Below are 20,313 nucleotides of genomic sequence, written 5' to 3'. Positions count from 1 at the left end.
CCTTTAAATAAAAAATCCGTTAGCTTATTTTAATTATAAGCTAACGGATTTTAAACATCCATATTTAAACAGATTTATTATTCGATTACAGTATAAAAAATTTTAATTTAAACCTACTCCACCGTCACACTCTTCGCAAGGTTACGTGGTTTATCCACATCACACCCGCGGTGAAGGGCTGCGTAGTAAGCGATCAGCTGTAATGGGACAACAGATGCAAGTGGTGCAAGTGCTGGGTGTACAGCTGGAAGGACGAAACGGTCGCCTTCGTCTTCTAGGCCTTTTAGTGAGATGACACATGGGTTTGCTCCGCGTGCAACGACTTCTTTGACGTTACCGCGAATGCTGAGGTTCACGTGCTCTTGTGTTGCAAGGGCAATGACCGGCGTACCTTCTTCAATTAAAGCAATTGTGCCGTGTTTGAGTTCTCCGCCAGCAAAGCCTTCTGCTTGGATGTAAGAGATCTCTTTTAGCTTCAGTGAACCTTCAAGGCACACATAGTAGTCAAGTCCTCTTCCGATAAAGAATGCGTTACGTGTCACTGTGAAGAAGTCACGAGCGATTTGTTCCATTTCATCCTTTTGATCGACAAGGGCTTCCATTGCGTTTGCTACAATCCCAAGCTCTTTCACAAGATCAAAGTCAAGAGATTGACCATTTAATTCAGCTGCAACGGATGCAAGGATTGCAAGGACAGCGATTTGAGCTGTGTAAGCTTTTGTTGAAGCCACTGCGATTTCTGGTCCTGCATGAAGAAGCAATGTGAAGTCCGCTTCACGAGAAAGCGTAGATCCTGGTACGTTTGTGATCGTTAATGCTTTATGACCAAGTTCTTTGACTTGAACAAGTACAGCACGGCTGTCCGCAGTCTCCCCAGATTGAGAAAGGAAGATGAACAGAGGCTTTTTCGATAGAAGCGGCATGTTGTAAGAGAATTCACTTGCTACATGGACTTCTACAGGTACTTTCGCCCAGTCTTCAATGTATTGTTTACCGACAAGTCCAGCATGGTAGCTCGTTCCGCAAGCCACAATGTAAATGCGGTCTGCTTCTGCTACTGCGCTTGCGATATCGCCAGCGACTGACAGCTTGCCGTTTTCATCTTGATATTCTTGGATGATTTTGCGCATAACAAGCGGCTGTTCATCCGTTTCTTTTAACATGTAGTGAGGATATGTGCCTTTCTCAATGTCGCTTGCATCAAGCTCAGCGATATAAGAAGGACGTGTCATGATATCACCGTCAAGGTTTTTGATGATGACCTCGTCTTTTGTGACAATGACCATTTCTTTATCCATTAATTCCGCATATTCGTTTGTTACTTGAAGCATCGCCATTGCGTCAGAAGCCACAACGTTGAATCCTTCGCCGAAACCAACCAATAATGGGCTTTTGTTTTTCGCCACATAGATTGTTTCTTTGTTTTCGTTATCGAAAAGGGCAATTGCGTAAGAGCCTTTTAGTTGAAGAAGCGTTTGACGGAAAGCTTCTTCTGTATCAAGACCTCTGCTGACAAATTGTTCGATGACTTGAACAACAACCTCTGTATCTGTGTCGCTTTTTAGTGTGACGTCTTGTAAATATTCGCGTGTCAATTGTACATAGTTCTCGATGACACCGTTATGAACAAGCGTAAAACGGCCAGAAGCACTTTGATGCGGATGCGCATTTAGATGGCTTGGTACACCGTGAGTTGCCCAGCGCGTATGTCCGATTCCTGCTGAAGATGCTACGTTTGCATCAACGACTTCACGAAGCTCAGCGATACGTCCTTTTTCTTTGAACACATGCACGCCATCTTCGTTTGCCACAGCGATACCTGCTGAGTCATACCCGCGGTACTCAAGCTTCTCTAAACCTTTTAGTAAGATTTCCTTCGCATCATTCTGACCAATATAACCTACGATTCCACACATAAATATTCTTCCTCCCGATCATGTGAAAGGGACAAAGAAAGCCTACTAAAATAGAAGGGACATTTCTTCGTCCCTCTCTACATGTTTAATTTGGGAGATCATGTGTATTCCCTTTGTACAAAGAGTCACCTCTTTGCTTTAAAGAAACACTTACGGCTGTGATCTCTTTTTTTGATCAGCCGGGAGGCATCCGCCGAAAATTCGATAACCTCCATCCTCGTCAACTAAGCATCTTTCGTCCGATCACTTAGTTCGGGCGCTATAATTATAAGAGAGTTCCTGAACATCTACCCTGCCTTTCCTGATAGAATAAAAATCCAGTAACACAAGGATGATTGTACTATAAGGTCTGACCTCCGTCAATCACAATTTAGCGGGTGATCCCCTTCATTTGAGAAAGTGAGACCTCCATACACTATATGCGATGAGGCTTGTCACGTTCTACCTTTGATGTGCTCTCCTATGTATGAAGGCAGCTTCAAGTTGCCCTCGCTTATATCATTCGTATAGATCCATCCAATTATGTCGTTTATTCGAAAAAAAGCAAACCGCTGCCAGCGGTTTGCCTTCACCTATTACTCAATACCCATTTCTTCTTTCACAACAGCTGTAATTCGAGCCACATATTCATTACACAGCTCTTTTGTTTTCGCCTCTGCCATGACACGTACAAGCGGCTCTGTCCCCGATGGACGAACTAGGATACGGCCGTCACCATTCATCTCTTTTTCGACCTCTTGGATCACCGCTTTTACTTTTTCATTTTCTTCTACTTTATATTTATCAGACACTTTCACATTCACTAAAAGCTGCGGGAACTTTTCCATTTCCGCTGCAAGCTCTGATAATGTTTTCCCTGTCGCTTTGAGCGTATTCACAAGCATGATCGCAGAAAGCATGCCATCACCTGTCGTATTATAATCAAGGAAAATCAAATGACCTGACTGCTCGCCGCCGACATTATAGCCGTCTTTTTTCATCGCTTCGACCACATAGCGGTCACCAACAGCTGTTTGAATGCTCTTAATGCCTTGCTTCTCAAGCGCTTTATAGAAACCAAGGTTACTCATAACCGTTGACACGACGGTGTCATCCTTCAATCGGCCTTCATCCTTCAAATAACGTGCACATATGTACATAATTTGATCGCCGTCTACGATATCACCTTTTTCATCGACTGCAATTAAACGGTCACCGTCACCATCAAACGCAAGACCAATATCTGCACCCTTCTCCTTCACAAAAGCAGAAAGTGCCTCTGGATGAGTGGAGCCTACACCATCATTGATATTCAATCCGTTTGGAGATGTTCCCATTGTGGACACATCAGCATCTAAATCTGCAAATAAATGTGTCGCTAGAGAAGAGGTTGCACCGTGTGCACAGTCAAGCGCCACGTGAATACCTGTGAAATCCTCGTCCGCTGTCTGCTTTAAGAATTGCAAGTATTTCTGACCGCCTTCAAAGTAGTCGTTCACCGTTCCAAGATCGGCTCCAACTGGGCGTGGTAATTGATCGACTGGCTGATCCATCAGCTGCTCAATTTCGTTTTCCTGTTCATCTGACAGCTTAAAGCCGTCACCGCCGAAGAATTTAATGCCGTTGTCTTGAACTGGATTGTGTGAAGCAGAAATCATGACACCCGCTTCAGCATCCATTGCCTTCGTTAAATAAGACACACCAGGTGTTGAGATCACACCTAGACGCATTACTTCAGCTCCAATTGAAAGTAAGCCTGCAACAAGCGCTCCTTCTAACATATGACCAGATACACGTGTGTCTCGACCAACGAGTACCTTTGGACGTTCTTTATCCTTCGTGAGCACATAGCCGCCAAATCTCCCAACTTTAAATGCGAGCTCTGGCGTTAATTCGCTATTCGCTACACCCCTTACACCATCAGTTCCAAAGTACTTGCCCATGTTTCAATCGCTCCTTTTTTACCATTCAAGAGGACGCTTCGTCCTCTTTTTTATCTTCTTTGACCCGCTGTCTTTGACTCGATTCTTTCTTTGCTTTATCTTGCGTGGATTCTTCTTTACTCTTCTCACCCTGACCATCGTCATCAGTTGATGGATCTTGTTGATCTTTTTGATCCTTCCGATCATTCGTCGAAGCCGGCTGATCCTCTGTATCAGTAGAAGTGAGTTTCACTTTGACCTTTGATCTCGATAATGTCCAAGTCACATTTTGAGGACCGTTCACTTGAACTTTGACCTCATGGGTTCCTTCGTTCAAGTCCCCTGCATTGATATAGGCTTCAACATCTGAAGCCTTTAGTTTATCAATCGCACTCTTTGATCCCTTTGCTGTTAACGTGAGCCGTCCAGAAGAGGGGCTCACAAAATCAGAAGTGAGATCCTTGCTCAAACCCACGACAGAAATCGGTACATTATCGATCTTTTTTTCTTCAGCTGTTGCAACCTTCACTTTAATCTTAACGGTTTCGGGTGATACCTTTTTCACACCATCTGGCAGGGGAATATCGGCATCAATCTCCGTATCATCTTTGATCTTGCTTAGGTCCAGCTTGACGCCATCAATAAAATCAAGGGCATCCAGCACCTTTTGAGAGCCGTACACTGTGACCTCACTCGGGCTTGTCTCAATGCTTGAGATGCTGATCCCTTCTGGCAAGCTGCCCGTCCGCTCAATTTTAAAAGGGACCTTTTTACTTGGACTAGAGATTGGGACCGTAATATCCACCACGGACGGACTTACTTCAACTGGCAGCTCATTCCCGCTGCTATCATACACAGTGAGCTTCGCTTCTTTTTCAATTTGCTGATCGACATCTTCTAAGTTCACAAAAGCTTTAATGACAGAAATTTTGTCGATGACGTCCTTTGATCCAGTAACTGTGACCTTTTTCGGGTTCACAATGGGCTGTTCAGGTGAATAGCCGTCTTTGATTTTATTTTGATTATAAAACTCGGTTTCAACAGGAAATTCAGCTGTCGTTTTTTCTTGTATCGTCACAGTCGTCACAGATGGATTAATCGATAGTGTGAGTCCCTTCGATACATCTCTTGCCTTCAGCTCCACTTTATGTGTACCTGTCGATAAGTTCTGCATGTCTGCATAAATTTCAAAATTCTTTGTTTGCCTTGCTGTTTTCACAGCACTAGTTGATCCTTTAATCGTGACATTGACTGTCTGCGGCACACCAGTGACGACGTACTTCTCGTCATCATAATACGCTTTAACAGGAATGTCGGTTAAAGTTGCTTCATCTGTCGTCGATGTTGGGAAAAAGGATTCACCGATTTTTTTCGGCGTGGGCGCTTGCGCTGAATTGACTGCACCATACAGCAATAAAGCGAAGACCAATGCAAGAAGCTTAACGGCCCAGCGATTATTCAAAATCTTATCCATTTTTCTTGCCCCTCCAATACCATTTGGTCGAGGAAGCATCTTTGCTGTTCTTACTAAATTCAGCAATCAGCATTTCTTCAAGCGCTTCTTCTGTCAATTCTCGGTGAAGATCACCATTCCTTGCGACAGAAATGCCGCCAGTTTCCTCAGAAACGATGACAGTTAAGCTGTCTGTCACTTCACTAATTCCGACTGCAGCCCTATGACGCGTCCCCAGCTCCTTAGAGATAAAAGGGCTTTCTGACAGTGGTAAATAGCAAGCTGCAGCTGCAATCTCATCCCGCTTCATAATGACAGCACCGTCATGAAGCGGTGTATTCGGAATGAAAATATTAATGAGCAGCTCTGAACTCACCTTTGCATTCAAAGGAATTCCTGTCTCTATGTAATCATTCATTCCGGTATCGCGCTCAATTGTCAGCAGCGCGCCGATTCTGCGTTTCGCCATATAGTTAATTGCTTTTGTAATTGCCTCGATCGTTTTCTGCTGCTGTTCCTCTACAGGTGTCCCGCTTCTTGAGAAGAAACGGCCGCGCCCAAGCTGCTCAAGCGCTCTCCTTAGCTCTGGCTGAAAAATAATAATGATCGCAAGGAATCCCCACGTAATCGCTTGATCCATCAGCCATTGAAGTGTGTTAAGACCGAGATACGCACTTCCCATCCTGACGAGAACAATGACCACAATTCCCTTTAAAAGCTGAACCGCTTTTGTTCCGCGGATGACCATCATTAATTTATATATCACATACCAAACAACGAGAATATCAACAGCATTACCGAGGTACTGCAAAAAAGGAATATCCCCTAAAGCCATTTCCTCGTCCTCCAGAATTTTCAGTTATTCTTCGTTTGATGCATTTTTTAATATAAAAAGAGCCTATGTATCAATACATAGCGTGGCTATTATACCACATTTTGTTTCAGCAAGGAAAATAGTTGCCATATCTGGCTAAGTTGCTAATATGCGTGAATCCCACCAATGTATAGAAAAAGAGCAGCCCCCTTAGAGACTGCTCTTTTAAGCCGATTGAGTTACTTTTGCTCCTCTGGCCCAATGACCCGCATTACGTTTTGTGCTGTTGATTTCATTTTGTACCAAATCCAATCAAACACTTCATTAATTTCATTAATTTGACCAGTGACTTGTCCGGCAGAAGCAGTCAACTGTTCCCCATTGACGACGGTGACATTTCCATCAACCTTGCCTTCTACAATCAGCTTGCCATTTTTGACAGTGACATCACCCTTTACGGTTTCCCCTTTAGGTACGGTCACTGTATCATTTTCAACGACGAGATTCGGCTGCTTTGACACACTGAAATTATGATCGGTATTCCAGCTCGTAAACAGACTGCCTCCCATTAAAATGAGAAAGAGGGCAGCGGCTACCATCAGCGGGTGAGCTTTGATCCATCTTTGAACCGACACACGCTTTTTCTCCTTTGGAAGACCTGCCATCACCTTTGCAGTGAAATCAGATGGTGCTTCTATATGAGATGTACTCTGCACTAGCGCGATGGATTTCTCAATTTGTTGAAAATGAGTACGGCACTCCTCACACGATTGCAGATGGCTTTTTAATTCTTTTTCGTCTTGGGACTCAATGTCCCCGTCTAAATACTGATGCATAAGCTGGACGATTCTATCCTGACAGCTCATCAAAATCACCTCACTCAAAGGTCTCTCAACTGTTTCCGGAGAGCCTCTCTACCCCTGTGTATTCTCGTTTTCACCGTACCAACTGGTATATTCAGAATCTCACTAATTTCTTTTAACGAGAGTTCATCAATATACTTTAATACGATGACCGAACGATATTTATCGGGTAATCTTAGAATTTTTTGCTGAATGGTACTCGATAATTCAAGAGACACCACCTCATCCTCTGGCAAAATGCCATCAGCAGCAATTTGAGAATACATATTTAACCCTTCTGTTCCTGCCACCTCTGCATCTAAATAATAATCCGGCTTTTTTTTGCGAATACGGTCGATGGTCAGGTTGGTTGCAATGCGGTACAGCCACGTGGAAAACTTGCGATTCACATCAAAGCTTTCGATATTCACATAAGCACGAATAAACGCCTCCTGCGCAATATCCTCCGCTTCGTGTGCATTCCCAAGCATACGGTAGCACAGCTGATAAATTTTGTCTTTATACAGGTCTACGATGTCTGCAAATGCGTTCTGGTCGCCTTTTTTCACTTGCTTAATTCTCTTTTTAATCATTGTGTCCATAGTATATTCAACCTCTGCCTTCACCGGTCTTTATGTATACGAACCTCTTTCCAAAAGGTTTCATTCTCCTCTAAAAAATAGTGTAACAAATTTTTGACAGTGTGTTACGCTTCTCAACCGGTAAAAACCTTAACATATCCTTAAATTTTCCCAAAACAAAAAAGAACAGGAACAAGTCCCGCTCTACAATAGCTTTTCACCCATTAATGAACCAATTAACGCAACTGCCGCTTCTGCGGTTTTGTTTTTCTCATCTAATACCGGATTTACTTCAACAAATTCAGCAGACGTTAAAATACCCGCCTCCTCTAAAAGCTCCATTGCGAGATGACTTTCCCGGTAACTAATGCCGCCTGCAACCGGAGTACCTACACCAGGGCATTCCGCTGGGTCTAGTCCGTCTAAATCAAGCGACAGATGGACACCATCTGTTCTCTCCTTTAGATACGCAATGGCTTCCTCCATCACCCTTGTCATCCCTAAACGATCAATTTCATGCATCGTATACACTTTAATGCCTTTCTCTCGAATCAATGCCCGCTCTCCTTCATCTAAAGATCGAGCACCAATTATAACGACATTTTCAGGCTTCAATTTAGGCGAATAACCGCCAATGTTCGTTAAATCTGCATGCCCAAAACCGAGACTGACAGCAAGCGGCATGCCATGAATATTTCCAGAAGGAGACGTTTCCTCCGTATTCAAATCCCCGTGTGCATCATACCAAATGACTCCTAAGTTTTCATAATGCTTGGCTACCCCAGCAAGTGTGCCAATCGCAATGCTGTGATCACCGCCTAAAATGAGCGGAAACGAACCAGATTGCACAATACTGTCAACCTTCTCAGCAAGCAGCTGATTTGCCCCAGCATTCTCCGTCAAATTTTTTAGCTTTTCACTTGTATATAAACCTTTCTCATCATCTCTTTGTTCAACTGGAATATCTCCAAGATCCTCTACATCAAATGAGAGCGTTTCCAATTTTTCTTTTACGCCTGCACAACGAATCGCACTCGGCCCCATATCGACGCCCCTTCTCGTTTGACCCAAATCCATTGGAACTCCAATAATCGTGACCTTCTTTTGCTCTCCCATATGTACATCCCCTTTCCGTTCATGCTTATATTTTACTTTCTTGATGCCTTCTGACTCAACTCAACAACATTTTGAATAGTTATACAATCCCTCTGCCAACATAAAAAAAGACACCTTTTTCAAAAAGGTGTCTTAACTGGGCTAGCTGGATTCGAACCAACGCATGACGGAGTCAAAGTCCGTTGCCTTACCGCTTGGCTATAGCCCAAAAATGGTGGAGGGGGACGGATTCGAACCGCCGAACCCGGAGGGAGCGGATTTACAGTCCGCCGCGTTTAGCCACTTCGCTACCCCTCCACATATGGAATTGATAAAGAAAAAACAGTGCCGGCAAGAGGACTTGAACCCCCAACCTACTGATTACAAGTCAGTTGCTCTACCAGTTGAGCTACACCGGCATATGGTGGAGGATGACGGGCTCGAACCGCCGACCCTCTGCTTGTAAGGCAGATGCTCTCCCAGCTGAGCTAATCCTCCACATCATGGTGACCCGTACGGGATTCGAACCCGTGTTACCGCCGTGAAAGGGCGGTGTCTTAACCGCTTGACCAACGGGCCAGTTTGTCAAGTTTGTTGTTTCCGTGAAGCTGACAAAAGTTATTATATACAGGTTGTCCCCCTTTTGTAAAGGGGATTTTTATTTTTTTTATTTTCTAACTATTTACTCCCTATTCGTTCAACATCTTCACTGAAATATAATTTCAATATTCAAATATAATATTGAAATTTCATATCATACTCAATATACTGAAAATGAAGAAATAAGGAGGTATGTCACATGCAGCCATCTCAACTGCGTTCTTTGACAACAGAATCAAGAAACCCCAACACAATGGGAATTTCACAAGCAGACCCGCTGGAAATACTCCAGATGATCAATGAAGAAGATATGAAGGTCGCTCAAGCAGTCAACATTGTACTTCCACATGTCAAAACAGCAAGTGACTTTGCTTATGAATCCATCTCAAATGGAGGCAGACTCGTTTATTTAGGCGCCGGAACAAGCGGCAGAATTGGCGTAATGGATGCTGTCGAATGTCCCCCAACCTATAGCGTCTCACCTGATATCATTGTTGGCATCATGGCAGGCGGAGACTCAGCTTTTTCTCAAGCTGCCGAAGATGTGGAAGACAGTGAAGATGCCGGCAAACAGGATTTAGTACACATTCACCTGACATCAAAAGATACAGTCGTCGGTATTGCCGCAAGCGGAAGGACACCTTATATCATCGGCGCTTTAAACTATGCAAAGTCAATTGGAGCTAAAACAGTAGCACTCAGCTGCAATGAACAAGCAGAAATTAGCGAGCTTGCAGATTGCGCCATCGAGGTCATTGTAGGACCAGAAGCCATCACTGGGTCAACAAGAATGAAAGCAGCATCCGCTCATAAAATGATTTTAAATATGCTTTCCACCTCAGTCATGATTAGACTAGGCAAAGTATATGAAAACCTGATGGTTGATGTAAAAGTCAGCAATCATAAATTAAAAGAACGCGCCATCACCATCATTCAACATGTGACAAATGCTTCCTACGAACAAGCCGTGAAGACTCTTGAAGCAGCAGACTTAGAAGTCAAAACTGCCATCGTCATGCTCCAAACAAACACAGACAAGAAAACAGCCAAAGATTTACTCAACAAAACGAATGGCCATATTGACAAAGCGATCTCACGTTATCAATCTTAAAGGAGGCAGAGCTCATGTCAGCAGGTGGACTTATCCTACTACACACAATCAAATCAAAGCTTCCCCAATCTGAAAAAATCATTGCAGACTATATCCTTGCCCATCCTGACAAAGTCATTAAAAGCACAGTACATGAAATTAGTCAGGCAGCCGGCGCAAGCAGCTCTGCAGTCATCCGCCTTTGTAAATCTCTCGGGCTGGATGGCTATCACGATTTAAAAATGCGGATCGCTGGAGATTTGATGCATGACGATAAACAAGGCTACAGAGATATCGAACAAGATGAACCGCTTCAATCCATTATTCAAAAAACAGCAGGAAACTCGATTCAATCGATCAAGGACACCGCTTCTATTTTAAATCCAGAAGCTTTAGAAAAGGCAGTTCAATTACTGCTGCATGCAAATCAAATTCATTTTATCGGAGTTGGTGCATCTGGCATCGTCGCAGCTGATGCCCAGCAGAAATTTCTCAGAATTAACTATGCAGCGACAGCCTTCACTGACATGCACATTGCATCTACGGTTATTGCAAATGCGGGAGAGAATGACATTGTGTTTGGTATCTCCTTTTCAGGAGAAACGTTAGACATCATTCAAGCCCTTCAGCTTGCAAAAGACAACCAAGTGAAAACCATTGCTTTAACACATCCAGGTCATACAAGCGTTTCTGCTTTATGTGATGTTCACCTATCGACGTCCGGTTCCAATGAAGCACCTTTTCGCAGTGCTGCCACTTCCTCTAGAATGGCACAGCTCTACTTAATTGATGTCCTGTTCCTCAGTTTAGCTTCTCGTCAATATGAAGAGACAGCCCAATATATTGACAAAACAAGGCATGCCATCCGCTCCATGAAACGAAAATCAAAGGGGGATTCAACATGAGTCATCAAAAGAAATATCAGCAGTTGGCGAAAGACATTCTTTCACTCTGTGGTGGTTCTGAAAATATCTCTTCCCATACACATTGTATGACAAGGCTCCGAATTACACCGATGAACAATGAAAAAGTTCACGTCACAGCAATCAAAGAACTCGATGGCGTTATTGGCGTCGTCGAAGCAGAAACGCTTCAAATCATTTTAGGCACTGGCGTTGTCAACCAAGTATCAAGTGCGTTTGAAGAGCTGCTAAATGCCTCTGGCTCTTATGATTTAAACAACGAAGCACAAAAAAACAAGCAAGCCATTTCACAAAAGAACCGCACACCGTTCAAGCTGTTCTTACGGCGGATTGCCAGCATTTTCATTCCAATTATTCCGGCACTAGTTGCCTCAGGTCTGATTACCGGGATAACAAAAGCAATCGTGCAAGCAGGCTGGCTTGACGAAAAATCTCAAGCTGCGATTATTTTAACGGTTATCGGTTCTGGACTTTTCGCTTATCTCGGGATATTAGTCGGAACAAATGCCGCAAAGGAATTTGGAGGCTCTCCTGCATTAGGCGCATTAGCTGGTATCCTCATTATTAACCCAGCCTCCGCAGACATTATGTTATTTGGCACAAATATTCTACCAGGCAGAGGCGGACTCATCGGTGTTCTTCTAGCCGCCATCTTTATGGCACTTGTGGAAACCCGAATTAGACGCTTCGTCCCGCAATCACTTGATATCATCGTCACACCAACCATCACACTACTCATTACAGGCATTTTCACGTACGTTGTCTTCATGCCAGTCGGCGGATTTATATCTGATGCCATCACCTCAGGACTGACTTATCTATTAAATATGGGCGGAATTTTCGCAGGATTTGTTCTTGGTGCTACCTTCCTCCCGCTTGTTGTAACAGGACTTCACCAAGGGCTGACACCGATTCATATGGAACTCATCAATTCAATTGGAGATGACCCGCTTCTGCCAATTCTCGCTATGGGCGGTGCAGGACAGGTAGGCGCTGCATTCGCCATTTATATGAAAACAAAAAAGAAAAAACTCAAAAGAGCCATTGCTGGTGGACTTCCTTCAGGGATGCTGGGCATTGGCGAACCACTCATTTTTGGTGTCACACTCCCGCTGGGACGACCATTTCTCACCGCTTGTCTTGGTGCAGGAATCGGCGGCGCATTTCAAGCCTACTTCCAAATTGCGACGAAAGCCATCGGGGTATCCGGTCTTCCATTAACCTTTATTGTTCACACACATCAAATGCTTCTTTACTTAATTGGACTATTTATCGCATATGTTGCTGGATTTTTCTTCACATACTTATTTGGGTTTCATGATGATATGGCTGTTGAGTTCGAGGATCACAATCAATAAGGAGGTCTAGACCTTGAAGAAATGTTTTCTTTTGATCACATGTCTGCTCATGCTCCTTGGGTTACCAGTACAAACATTTGCAACTAGCTCCCATCCTGTATCGTCTTTGTCTAAAACAGCTCCTGAAGAATATCCCGTCTTAAAAAAAGCAAAACGACCGGAACAAGTAGGTGTTTCTTCCAGGCAGCTGAGGAAGGTTGATCAAATGATTCAAAATGACATCAAAGCAGGATTTCCAGGAGCCGCTCTCATCATTATCAAGGACGGAAAGATCGTTCATCAAAAAGCCTATGGCTACCGGCAAAAATATGATGGCACAACAGAACTCAAATCGTATAAAAAAATGAAAAAAGATACACTATTCGATTTGGCATCCAATACAAAAATGTATGCGACCAACTATGCCCTGCAAAAGCTTGTCTACGAGAAAAAACTTGATGTCAACGAAAAAATACAGACCATCCTTCCAGATTTTCAGGATGAACCTGATGCAAAGGTAACCGGTAAAGACCAGCTTCGGGTAAAAGATCTTCTCACCCATTCTGCGGGTCTCCCTTCCAGTGTCTTATTTTATAGCAAAGAATCAGCTGGCTCTTTTTATTCTCAAGACAGAAAAACAACGATGAAATGGCTGCCAAAGGTACCGCTGCAATACAAGCCAGGTACCCAGCACATTTATAGTGACATTGATTACATGCTGCTAGGCATGATCATCGAGAAGAAAACAGGCATGCCTCTTGATCAATATGTCGAGTCAACGATTTATCGGCCGCTAGGTCTCAAACATACAATGTTCAATCCACTGCAAAAAGGGTTCAAGCCGAAGCATTTTGCAGCAACTGAACGTTTAGGCAATTCACGAGACGGTATAATCGATTTTGAAAACATCCGACGGTACACCCTGCTAGGTGAAGTACACGACGAGAAAGCATATTACTCAATGGCAGGTATCTCCGGCCACGCTGGACTTTTCTCGAACACCTCAGATACGGCCGTGCTGCTTCAGCTGATGCTTAATAAAGGAGGCTATGGAAAAACAACCATTTTTGATCAGGCTTCTATCGATCTCTTTACAGCCTCATCTGATACGAACCCAACTTACGGGCTAGGCTGGCGAAAAAACGGTCATACTGACATGGAATGGATGTTTGGAAAATATGCAAGTAACGAAGCCTATGGGCATACTGGCTGGACCGGCACAATGACGTTGATTGATCCTAAACACAATTTAGGTGTCGTCTTGCTGACGAATAAGAAACATTCACCCGTTGTTTCACCAGAAACAAATCCTAATCAATTTGAAGGCGACCTGTTCCCAACTGGTACTTATGGAAGCATCATGACCGCAATCTACGAATCTTTTCAGTAAAAGGAGGAATTCGATGTTGAAAGCTCTCTTCCCCGCTGCACTGGTTTTAGCCCTGCTAACCTCTTCCATTCCAACGGAAAAGGTTAGCTCTGCCTCTCTGCCAACCGCTAAACAAATGGTTCAAGACATGTCACTGGATGAAAAGATAGGTCAAATGCTCATGCCGGACTTTCGCAATTGGCAAACAAAAGATGAATCCGCACCTACAGGCTTCACAAAGATGAATAACGAAGTATCTCATCTTGTAGAAAAATATCATCTAGGCGGTGTCATCTTATTTGCCGAGAATGTCGTTGATACAAAACAAACCGTGAAACTCACCCATAAATTTCAAAAAGCATCACCAAACATTCCTTTACTCATTTCCATTGATCAAGAAGGCGGAATCGTCACAAGGTTACAAAAGGGAACACATTTCCCAGGAAATATGTCGATTGGTGCCTCTAGAAGCAAAAAAAATGCATATGACACAGGAAAAATCATCGGAAAAGAATTAAACGCCTTAGGCATCAATACAAACTTCTCTCCTGTGCTTGATGTGAATAATAACCCAAACAACCCCGTCATTGGTGTCCGTTCCTTTAGCTCTGATCCTGCTCTTGTCTCTAGACTTGGCCTTCAAACCATGAAAGGACTTCAAAAGGAAAAGACCATTTCCACACTAAAACATTTCCCGGGACATGGTGATACAGCCGTCGATAGTCACTACGGCTTGCCGCTCGTAGAGCATGACCTAGATCGTTTAAAAAAGGTTGAGCTGTATCCATTCCAACAAGCGATCAATGCTGGTGCAGATATGGTCATGACCGCCCATGTTCAATTTCCTGCCATTGATGACACAACGTATCGAAGCAAAAAAGATGGCGAGGACATCATGGTTCCAGCAACCTTATCAAAAAAAGTCATCACACACTTATTAAAAGAAGAGATGGGCTTTCACGGCGTTGTTGTGACAGACGCTCTAAATATGAAAGCGATTGCAGATAATTTCGGACAGGAAGAAGCCGTCGTGATGGCCATTAAAGCAGGTGTCGATATCGCTCTCATGCCAGCACCAGTCACCTCATTAAAAACAGAGAAAAACCTAAAGAATGTATTCAATGCTGTCAAACAAGCGATTTTAAAGAAAGAGATTCCGATGTCGCAGATCAACGAATCTGTCGAAAAAATTCTTCAATTGAAAATCAAACGCGGCATTATTTCCTCCAAAAAACCAATCAGTCTTGAGAAAAAAATCAAAAAAGCCACTCAAGTCGTCGGGAAAAAGTCGCACCTTAAAGCAGAACAAAAAATGGCACGTGAAGGAATCACCCTGCTTAAAAACAACAAAAAGACCTTACCTTTCAAGCCTAAAAAGAATGACAAAATCGTGGTCATGGCACCTTACGAAGATCAGACAAAAGCAATGTCTGTCACAGTCGAATCTCTCATGAAACAAAAAAAGATCAAGCCTGTACGCATCCAGTCATATGCTTTTGCGGATAAAACGTTCACCAAAGACTCGGCCAAACTAATACAAGAAGCTGACTATGTCATCACTGGCTCTTACGTTGTCCAAAATGACCCAGCTGTGAATGATGGTGTAATTGATGACAATGTCCAGGACCCGAAAAAATGGGCAACCGCCTTCCCTCGTGCTGTCATGAAAGAAGCAGCAGCACAAAACAAAAAAATGGTCATCATGAGTCTTAGAAACCCTTATGATGCGGCAAATTTTGAAGAAGCCGATGCCTTACTAGCTGTGTACGGTTTTAAAGGCTACTCAAACGGACAATTCAATCAGCCAAATATTCCTGCTGGACTAGAAGTGATATTTGGAGCTGCATCACCTAAAGGGAAACTGCCAGTTGATATCCCATCTGTCACTCATCCAAATCAAACCCTTTACCCATTCGGCTATGGCCTCAACTTGAAAGGGAAACAGATCAAATAGGAGGGATTCTCTTGAAGAAAACAGTCAGTTTCATACTCGCAAGCTTTCTCATGATGAGCACATTGACCGCCGCCTCTCCCGCAGAAGAACGAACAGATACAAAAGGAAAAAAAACAGCAGTCAAAACAGGGATCGAAACACTTCTCTCAAGCAACCTTTCATGGCTAAAAGGGAAAAGAGTTGGCCTCATTACCAACCCGACTGGCATTGATGCAAATATGAAAAGCAGTGTCGATCTCCTATTTGAACATCCAAATATCAAGCTCACTGCTTTATATGGACCTGAACACGGCGTGCGCGGAGATGCACAAGCAGGAGAAGGCGTCGAATCCTATACCGATGAAAAAACAGGTCTTCCTGTTTACTCTCTTTATGGAAAAACAAGAAAACCAACTCCTGAAATGCTGAAAAATGTAGATGTCCTGCTGTTTGATATTCAAGACGTTGGTACTCGTTATTACACCTATATTTACACGATGGCCTATGCGATGGAAGCCGCTAAAGAAAACAACATTCCCTTTGTTGTCCTAGACCGCCCAAATCCCATTGGCGGACTAAAAGTAGAAGGACCAGTTTTAGAGCCTGAACACGCCTCATTTGTAGGGCTCTATCCAATCCCATTAAGACATGGAATGACCACTGGTGAGCTTGCAAAACTGTTTAACAAAGAGTTTCATATCAATGCTGATGTAACAGTCATCAAAATGAAAAATTGGAAGCGGTCCATGACATTCGATGATACAAAGCTGCCGTTCGTCCTTCCTTCTCCTAACATGCCAACAGTGGATAGTACCTTTGTATATCCTGCCACAGGATTAATTGAAGGCACAAATGTCTCTGAAGGCAGAGGAACGACAAAACCATTCGAGCTCATTGGTGCACCATATATCAATAGCAGCGAGCTGGCAGATCATTTAAATCAGCTAAAACTAAAAGGCGTTCAATTTAGACCTGTGTCATTCACCCCCACATTTTCTAAACATGCCGGTACACTATCTCATGGTGTGCAGTTATACGTCACAGACCGCTCATCCTTCGAAGCAGTGAAAACGGGGTTATCCATTATCAAAGCAATACATGATTTATACCCTAATGACTTTCAGTTCCTTCAAACAGGCAGCTTTGACAAACTCATCGGGAATGGCTGGATGAAAGAAGAGATCAATAAAGGAACTTCCGTCAAACACATTATGAAACGCTATCATCACGACCTTAAAACATTCGAAAAGAAGCGAAAAAAATATCTCATCTATTAAATCACAGAAAAAACCTCCATCTATCAAAGGATGGAGGTTTTTTTCATGAGAAAGATTTGGTCACAGCAGGTGCTTTCAGCTCAAAACGATTGAGTAAGAAACCAAACAAGGCAGCAAGCACTTGCTGAAACAGCATGCCAATCACCACAGGAACAGCGACAGCAGGCGGGAAAAAGCTAATGGCAAGCACAGCCCCCGCACTAATGTTTCTCATACCGCCCGTATACACAATGGCCACAATCTCTCCTTGAGTACATTTCATCGTCTTTCCAATCAACCATGCAAACGCATATCCGCTCATCGCAATGAGAAACACAGTCGCTGCCTTGCTAAAAAATGCGGCATCCAGTTCACGCAAGTATGGCGCAACAACAGAACTGTTAATCGACACCACTACAAACAAGCCTATTTTTGAAAAAGGTGACAATGTCTGACTGATCATTTTCGTCACAGCAGGCTTTGCATAGTGACGAACGAGCATCCCTAAAATAGATGGAAGCACCACCATCCCAAACAGCCCTTTCATGATCGCGACCATGTCCATATGAACCTGTGTACCGGCTAAAAGTGACAAACTGGCTGGCACAATCAATGGCGAAAGCAATGTATCAATTAAAATAATGGATAACGTTAACCCAACATTCCCCTTATACATTGCCGCCCATATTAAACTAGAAACTCCTGTGGGAATCACCATTGCAAGTGTCAAACCGGTGATCGTCATGGCATCACCCGCAAATATGAGATGTCCCGCTGACCAAGCATAAAGAGGCATCAATACGTGTAAAATCATAAACGATAAAATCAAAGGCAATGGGTGCATCACCGTATGCTTTAAAGCCGAAAAAGTAGAAGACAAACTCCCTGCAAAGGTCATCACAGCAAATACCCATGGCACCAAAAACGTAAAATCCTTTAAATAGGCCGCCAACAAAACACCGAGTAACACACTAAAAGGTGTAATGAGCGGCATCATCCGGCCGAGCACTTGATTCAAACGCACAAGCATGCCGGCCACCTCCATCCCTTCACTTTCTTACCTTTTCTATTGTAACAGACAGAAAGGCCTTTTTAAGAACCATTCACTTGTTTCACAAGCTTTTGACTTGATGTATCCATTCCAACTACGTCCACCTGGACGCCATTTGCTTGATACCTTTCCTTTATACGTTCTATCGCTGCTACGCCTGATTCATCCCATATACGTGCTTCAGACAAATCAATCACAACAGATTGGAGTTCTTTCCCCTGATGGAAAGCTTGGATCAAATCAGTGACAGAAGCAAAGAAAATTTGTCCTTTAACTCGATATTCCCAAGTACCTGCCTGGCTTTCTTTAGACGTAATATGAAGTTTCGATATCTTTGCGACAAAGAATACCGCACTAAGCAGTACACCTGCAAAAACGCCTTTTGATAAATCATGAGTCAACACCACCGTCACGACCGTGACAACCATCACAATAGAATCTGTTTTCGGATTCTTTTTTAGCTGCTGAAAGGAACTCCAATCAAATGTGCCAATGGAAACCATGAACATCACAGCCACTAGAGCAGCCATCGGAATTTGAACCACGACATCACCTAGTACAAAAATCAGCACCATTAAAAAAGCACCCGCTACAAAGGTAGAAAGCCGGCCTCGTCCTCCTGCCTTCGTATTAATCACAGATTGGCCAATCATCGCACAGCCAGCCATACCACCAAAGAATCCCGCAAACACATTGGCAATCCCTTGACCTCTCGCTTCCTTGTTCTTATTACTAGACGTCTCTGTCATATCATCGACAATCTGTGCGGTTAAAAGAGACTCAAGTAAACCAACCATCGCAAGTGCTAAAGAATAAGGAAAAATGATAGCAAGTGTTTCCCAGTTAAACGGAACTTGAGGTATCAGAAAAACAGGCAAAGAACTAGGAAGCTCTCCCATATCTCCAACTGTTCTAACATCAATATGTCCAAATACGGCCAATATCGTCATTACAATAATGGCAATGAGTGGAGAAGGTATCACCTTTATCACCATAGGCAATAAATAAATGATCAGCAAGGCGCCCCCTGTCATCATATACATAGCCATTGATTCCCCAACGAAATGTGGAAGCTGAGCCATGAAGATCATAATAGCCAACGCATTGACAAAGCCAACCATGACGGACCTCGGAATAAATTTCATCAAACGAGACACTCGGCACAATCCAAACACAATTTGAATCAAACCCGTCAAAATCGTAGCTGCAAACAAATATTGCAACCCATAATCAGCGACCAAGTTAACCATGACAAGAGCCATAGCCCCTGTTGCAGCCGAAATCATGCCTGGGCGTCCACCAACAAACGAAATCACAATCGCGATACAAAACGATGCATACAAGCCGACCTTCGGATCAACGCCCGCAATAATCGAAAACGCAATGGCCTCAGGAATTAAAGCCAGTGCGACTAATATACCCGCAAGCACGTCCTGACGTACATGTCCAAACCATTCTTGCTTTACAAATAAATCTTTCAAATCATCTACTCCTTTTTATATACATACCGTACATGGAAAAAGAAGAGCAACTATACCTGGAGATAAAGAAAGGGAAAACAAACGATACTTCACTTTCGGGGGAAAAGAGGAACGTACAGAGTCTTTTGATATAGAGGATATCACTTTAGTAAGAATAAAAGAAAGAGAATGAAGAATCAAGAACAAAAAGAAGGAGATAAGTAAAAAATCGATGCAACACTTCTGTGCAAGCCGTTTTATTCTCTTTCCTAATGTCATCAGTCTACTGATCATCGAGCAGTTCAATATATATGTAAACAAACAAAAAAAGCCTTCTCATCATCGAGAAACCTTGTCATATTAACATATAGAGGAAAGCTTCCAAGCGGGCTCGAACCGCTGACCTCTTCCTTACCATGGAAGTGCTCTACCTACTGAGCTATGGAAGCATGGCTCCGCAGGTAGGACTCGAACCTACGACCGATCGGTTAACAGCCGATAGCTCTACCACTGAGCTACTGCGGAATGATAAAGTAACTTCTTCCATTGGAAGGATATAAACAAAAAGCTTGGCGGCGTCCTACTCTCACAGGGGGAAACCCCCAACTACCATCGGCGCTGAAGAGCTTAACTTCCGTGTTCGGTATGGGAACGGGTGTGACCTCTTCGCTATCGCCACCAAACCTGATGGA

15 protein-coding genes, 7 tRNA genes and 1 rRNA gene are annotated in these 20,313 nt (G+C 43.4%); 6 read left to right on the top strand and 17 right to left on the bottom strand.

Annotated elements, in window-relative coordinates; all coding sequences use genetic code 11:
• Window positions 1-113 precede the first annotated feature (113 nt).
• The 12 genes from glmS to BAE31_RS02520 form a co-directional block, all read right to left on the bottom strand.
• Complete coding sequence (glmS, locus tag BAE31_RS02575; RefSeq protein ID WP_034621707.1) at window positions 114-1,916, bottom strand: glutamine--fructose-6-phosphate transaminase (isomerizing); 1,803 nt, start codon at window positions 1,914-1,916, stop codon at window positions 114-116.
• A 575-nt stretch (window positions 1,917-2,491) separates the two neighbouring features.
• Window positions 2,492-3,838 carry a phosphoglucosamine mutase gene (glmM, locus tag BAE31_RS02570; RefSeq protein WP_034284242.1) on the bottom strand — a complete coding sequence of 449 codons (1,347 nt, stop codon included), beginning with the start codon at window positions 3,836-3,838 and terminating at the stop codon, window positions 2,492-2,494.
• Window positions 3,839-3,863: 25 nt separating this feature from the next.
• Window positions 3,864-5,291, bottom strand: a complete 1,428-nt coding sequence (locus BAE31_RS02565; protein ID WP_076839381.1) for a CdaR family protein — start codon at window positions 5,289-5,291, stop codon at window positions 3,864-3,866.
• Entirely contained in the window at window positions 5,284-6,105 is an 822-nt protein-coding gene (gene cdaA / locus BAE31_RS02560) for a diadenylate cyclase CdaA (protein WP_008344027.1), read from the bottom strand. Before cdaA ends, BAE31_RS02565 begins: the two co-directional genes overlap by 8 nt.
• A 218-nt stretch (window positions 6,106-6,323) precedes the next feature.
• Window positions 6,324-6,950 carry an anti-sigma-W factor RsiW gene (gene rsiW, locus BAE31_RS02555; protein WP_041089295.1) on the bottom strand — a complete coding sequence of 209 codons (627 nt, stop codon included), beginning with the start codon at window positions 6,948-6,950 and terminating at the stop codon, window positions 6,324-6,326.
• A gap of 14 nt (window positions 6,951-6,964) precedes the next feature.
• Window positions 6,965-7,528, bottom strand: coding sequence for an RNA polymerase sigma factor SigW (sigW, locus tag BAE31_RS02550; RefSeq protein ID WP_024424449.1), 564 nt, complete (start codon window positions 7,526-7,528; stop codon window positions 6,965-6,967).
• A gap of 183 nt (window positions 7,529-7,711) precedes the next feature.
• Window positions 7,712-8,623 carry an arginase gene (gene rocF, locus BAE31_RS02545; RefSeq protein ID WP_024424450.1) on the bottom strand — a complete coding sequence of 304 codons (912 nt, stop codon included), beginning with the start codon at window positions 8,621-8,623 and terminating at the stop codon, window positions 7,712-7,714.
• 136 nt (window positions 8,624-8,759) lie between these two features.
• A tRNA-Gln gene (locus BAE31_RS02540) sits at window positions 8,760-8,831 on the bottom strand.
• A gap of 4 nt (window positions 8,832-8,835) precedes the next feature.
• Window positions 8,836-8,920, bottom strand: a tRNA-Tyr gene (locus BAE31_RS02535).
• Between the two features lie 28 nt (window positions 8,921-8,948).
• A tRNA-Thr gene (locus BAE31_RS02530) sits at window positions 8,949-9,021 on the bottom strand.
• A gap of 3 nt (window positions 9,022-9,024) precedes the next feature.
• Window positions 9,025-9,100 (bottom strand) — tRNA-Val (locus tag BAE31_RS02525).
• A gap of 6 nt (window positions 9,101-9,106) precedes the next feature.
• A tRNA-Glu gene (locus BAE31_RS02520) sits at window positions 9,107-9,181 on the bottom strand.
• Between the two features lie 220 nt (window positions 9,182-9,401).
• On the opposite strand from BAE31_RS02520, the gene murQ reads away from it, so the two are divergent.
• From murQ to BAE31_RS02490, 6 genes are read left to right on the top strand one after another with little or no spacing between them, the layout of a single operon-like run.
• Window positions 9,402-10,313 (top strand): N-acetylmuramic acid 6-phosphate etherase, encoded by a 912-nt coding sequence (gene murQ, locus BAE31_RS02515; RefSeq protein ID WP_076839379.1) that lies wholly within the window; start codon window positions 9,402-9,404, stop codon window positions 10,311-10,313.
• Between the two features lie 14 nt (window positions 10,314-10,327).
• On the top strand, window positions 10,328-11,197 hold the full coding sequence (locus tag BAE31_RS02510; protein WP_076839378.1) for a MurR/RpiR family transcriptional regulator: 870 nt from the start codon (window positions 10,328-10,330) through the stop codon (window positions 11,195-11,197).
• Window positions 11,194-12,573 (top strand): PTS transporter subunit EIIC, encoded by a 1,380-nt coding sequence (locus BAE31_RS02505; protein ID WP_076839376.1) that lies wholly within the window; start codon window positions 11,194-11,196, stop codon window positions 12,571-12,573. The genes BAE31_RS02510 and BAE31_RS02505 overlap by 4 nt, the downstream gene beginning before the upstream one ends.
• Before the next feature lie 13 nt (window positions 12,574-12,586).
• A complete protein-coding gene (gene pbp4b, locus BAE31_RS02500) occupies window positions 12,587-13,942 on the top strand; it encodes a penicillin binding protein PBP4B (RefSeq protein ID WP_076839375.1) in 1,356 nt (451 codons plus the stop codon).
• Between the two features lie 13 nt (window positions 13,943-13,955).
• Window positions 13,956-15,875, top strand: coding sequence for a glycoside hydrolase family 3 protein (locus BAE31_RS02495; RefSeq protein WP_076839373.1), 1,920 nt, complete (start codon window positions 13,956-13,958; stop codon window positions 15,873-15,875).
• A gap of 50 nt (window positions 15,876-15,925) precedes the next feature.
• Window positions 15,926-17,131 carry an exo-beta-N-acetylmuramidase NamZ family protein gene (locus BAE31_RS02490; RefSeq protein WP_481747478.1) on the top strand — a complete coding sequence of 402 codons (1,206 nt, stop codon included), beginning with the start codon at window positions 15,926-15,928 and terminating at the stop codon, window positions 17,129-17,131.
• A gap of 43 nt (window positions 17,132-17,174) precedes the next feature.
• Here the strand turns inward: BAE31_RS02490 and BAE31_RS02485 are convergent, their stop codons facing one another.
• The 5 genes from BAE31_RS02485 to rrf form a co-directional block, all read right to left on the bottom strand.
• The gene (locus tag BAE31_RS02485) at window positions 17,175-18,140 is read right to left on the bottom strand and encodes a bile acid:sodium symporter family protein (protein ID WP_024424456.1); all 966 of its coding nucleotides are present in this window, start codon (window positions 18,138-18,140) and stop codon (window positions 17,175-17,177) included.
• Between the two features lie 62 nt (window positions 18,141-18,202).
• Entirely contained in the window at window positions 18,203-19,642 is a 1,440-nt protein-coding gene (locus BAE31_RS02480; RefSeq protein WP_076839370.1) for a SulP family inorganic anion transporter, read from the bottom strand.
• Between the two features lie 355 nt (window positions 19,643-19,997).
• A tRNA-Thr gene (locus BAE31_RS02475) sits at window positions 19,998-20,070 on the bottom strand.
• Between the two features lies 1 nt (window position 20,071).
• Window positions 20,072-20,146: transfer RNA gene (locus BAE31_RS02470), tRNA-Asn, on the bottom strand.
• Window positions 20,147-20,188: 42 nt separating this feature from the next.
• Window positions 20,189-20,304: ribosomal RNA gene (gene rrf, locus BAE31_RS02465) — 5S ribosomal RNA — on the bottom strand.
• Window positions 20,305-20,313 lie beyond the last annotated feature (9 nt).

Source organism: Bacillus sp. I-2 (assembly GCF_001974945.1).
GTDB lineage: Bacteria > Bacillota > Bacilli > Bacillales > Bacillaceae > Bacillus > Bacillus safensis.
Note: the sequence above shows the minus strand (reverse complement) of the source record. Positions and strands in the feature narration are given on the sequence as shown.

What these genes read in the sequence shown, in the direction of transcription:
- BAE31_RS02490 (WP_481747478.1), top strand. Translation starts at nt 15,926, where the DNA reads ATGATGAGCACATTGACCGCCGCCTCTCCCGCAGAAGAACGAACAGAT.
- rocF (WP_024424450.1), bottom strand. Translation starts at nt 8,623, where the DNA reads ATGGGAGAGCAAAAGAAGGTCACGATTATTGGAGTTCCAATGGATTTG.
- BAE31_RS02505 (WP_076839376.1), top strand. Translation starts at nt 11,194, where the DNA reads ATGAGTCATCAAAAGAAATATCAGCAGTTGGCGAAAGACATTCTTTCA.
- murQ (WP_076839379.1), top strand. Translation starts at nt 9,402, where the DNA reads ATGCAGCCATCTCAACTGCGTTCTTTGACAACAGAATCAAGAAACCCC.
- BAE31_RS02510 (WP_076839378.1), top strand. Translation starts at nt 10,328, where the DNA reads ATGTCAGCAGGTGGACTTATCCTACTACACACAATCAAATCAAAGCTT.
- sigW (WP_024424449.1), bottom strand. Translation starts at nt 7,528, where the DNA reads ATGGACACAATGATTAAAAAGAGAATTAAGCAAGTGAAAAAAGGCGAC.
- BAE31_RS02495 (WP_076839373.1), top strand. Translation starts at nt 13,956, where the DNA reads ATGTTGAAAGCTCTCTTCCCCGCTGCACTGGTTTTAGCCCTGCTAACC.
- glmM (WP_034284242.1), bottom strand. Translation starts at nt 3,838, where the DNA reads ATGGGCAAGTACTTTGGAACTGATGGTGTAAGGGGTGTAGCGAATAGC.
- rsiW (WP_041089295.1), bottom strand. Translation starts at nt 6,950, where the DNA reads ATGAGCTGTCAGGATAGAATCGTCCAGCTTATGCATCAGTATTTAGAC.
- BAE31_RS02565 (WP_076839381.1), bottom strand. Translation starts at nt 5,291, where the DNA reads ATGGATAAGATTTTGAATAATCGCTGGGCCGTTAAGCTTCTTGCATTG.
- glmS (WP_034621707.1), bottom strand. Translation starts at nt 1,916, where the DNA reads ATGTGTGGAATCGTAGGTTATATTGGTCAGAATGATGCGAAGGAAATC.
- cdaA (WP_008344027.1), bottom strand. Translation starts at nt 6,105, where the DNA reads ATGGCTTTAGGGGATATTCCTTTTTTGCAGTACCTCGGTAATGCTGTT.
- BAE31_RS02485 (WP_024424456.1), bottom strand. Translation starts at nt 18,140, where the DNA reads ATGCTTGTGCGTTTGAATCAAGTGCTCGGCCGGATGATGCCGCTCATT.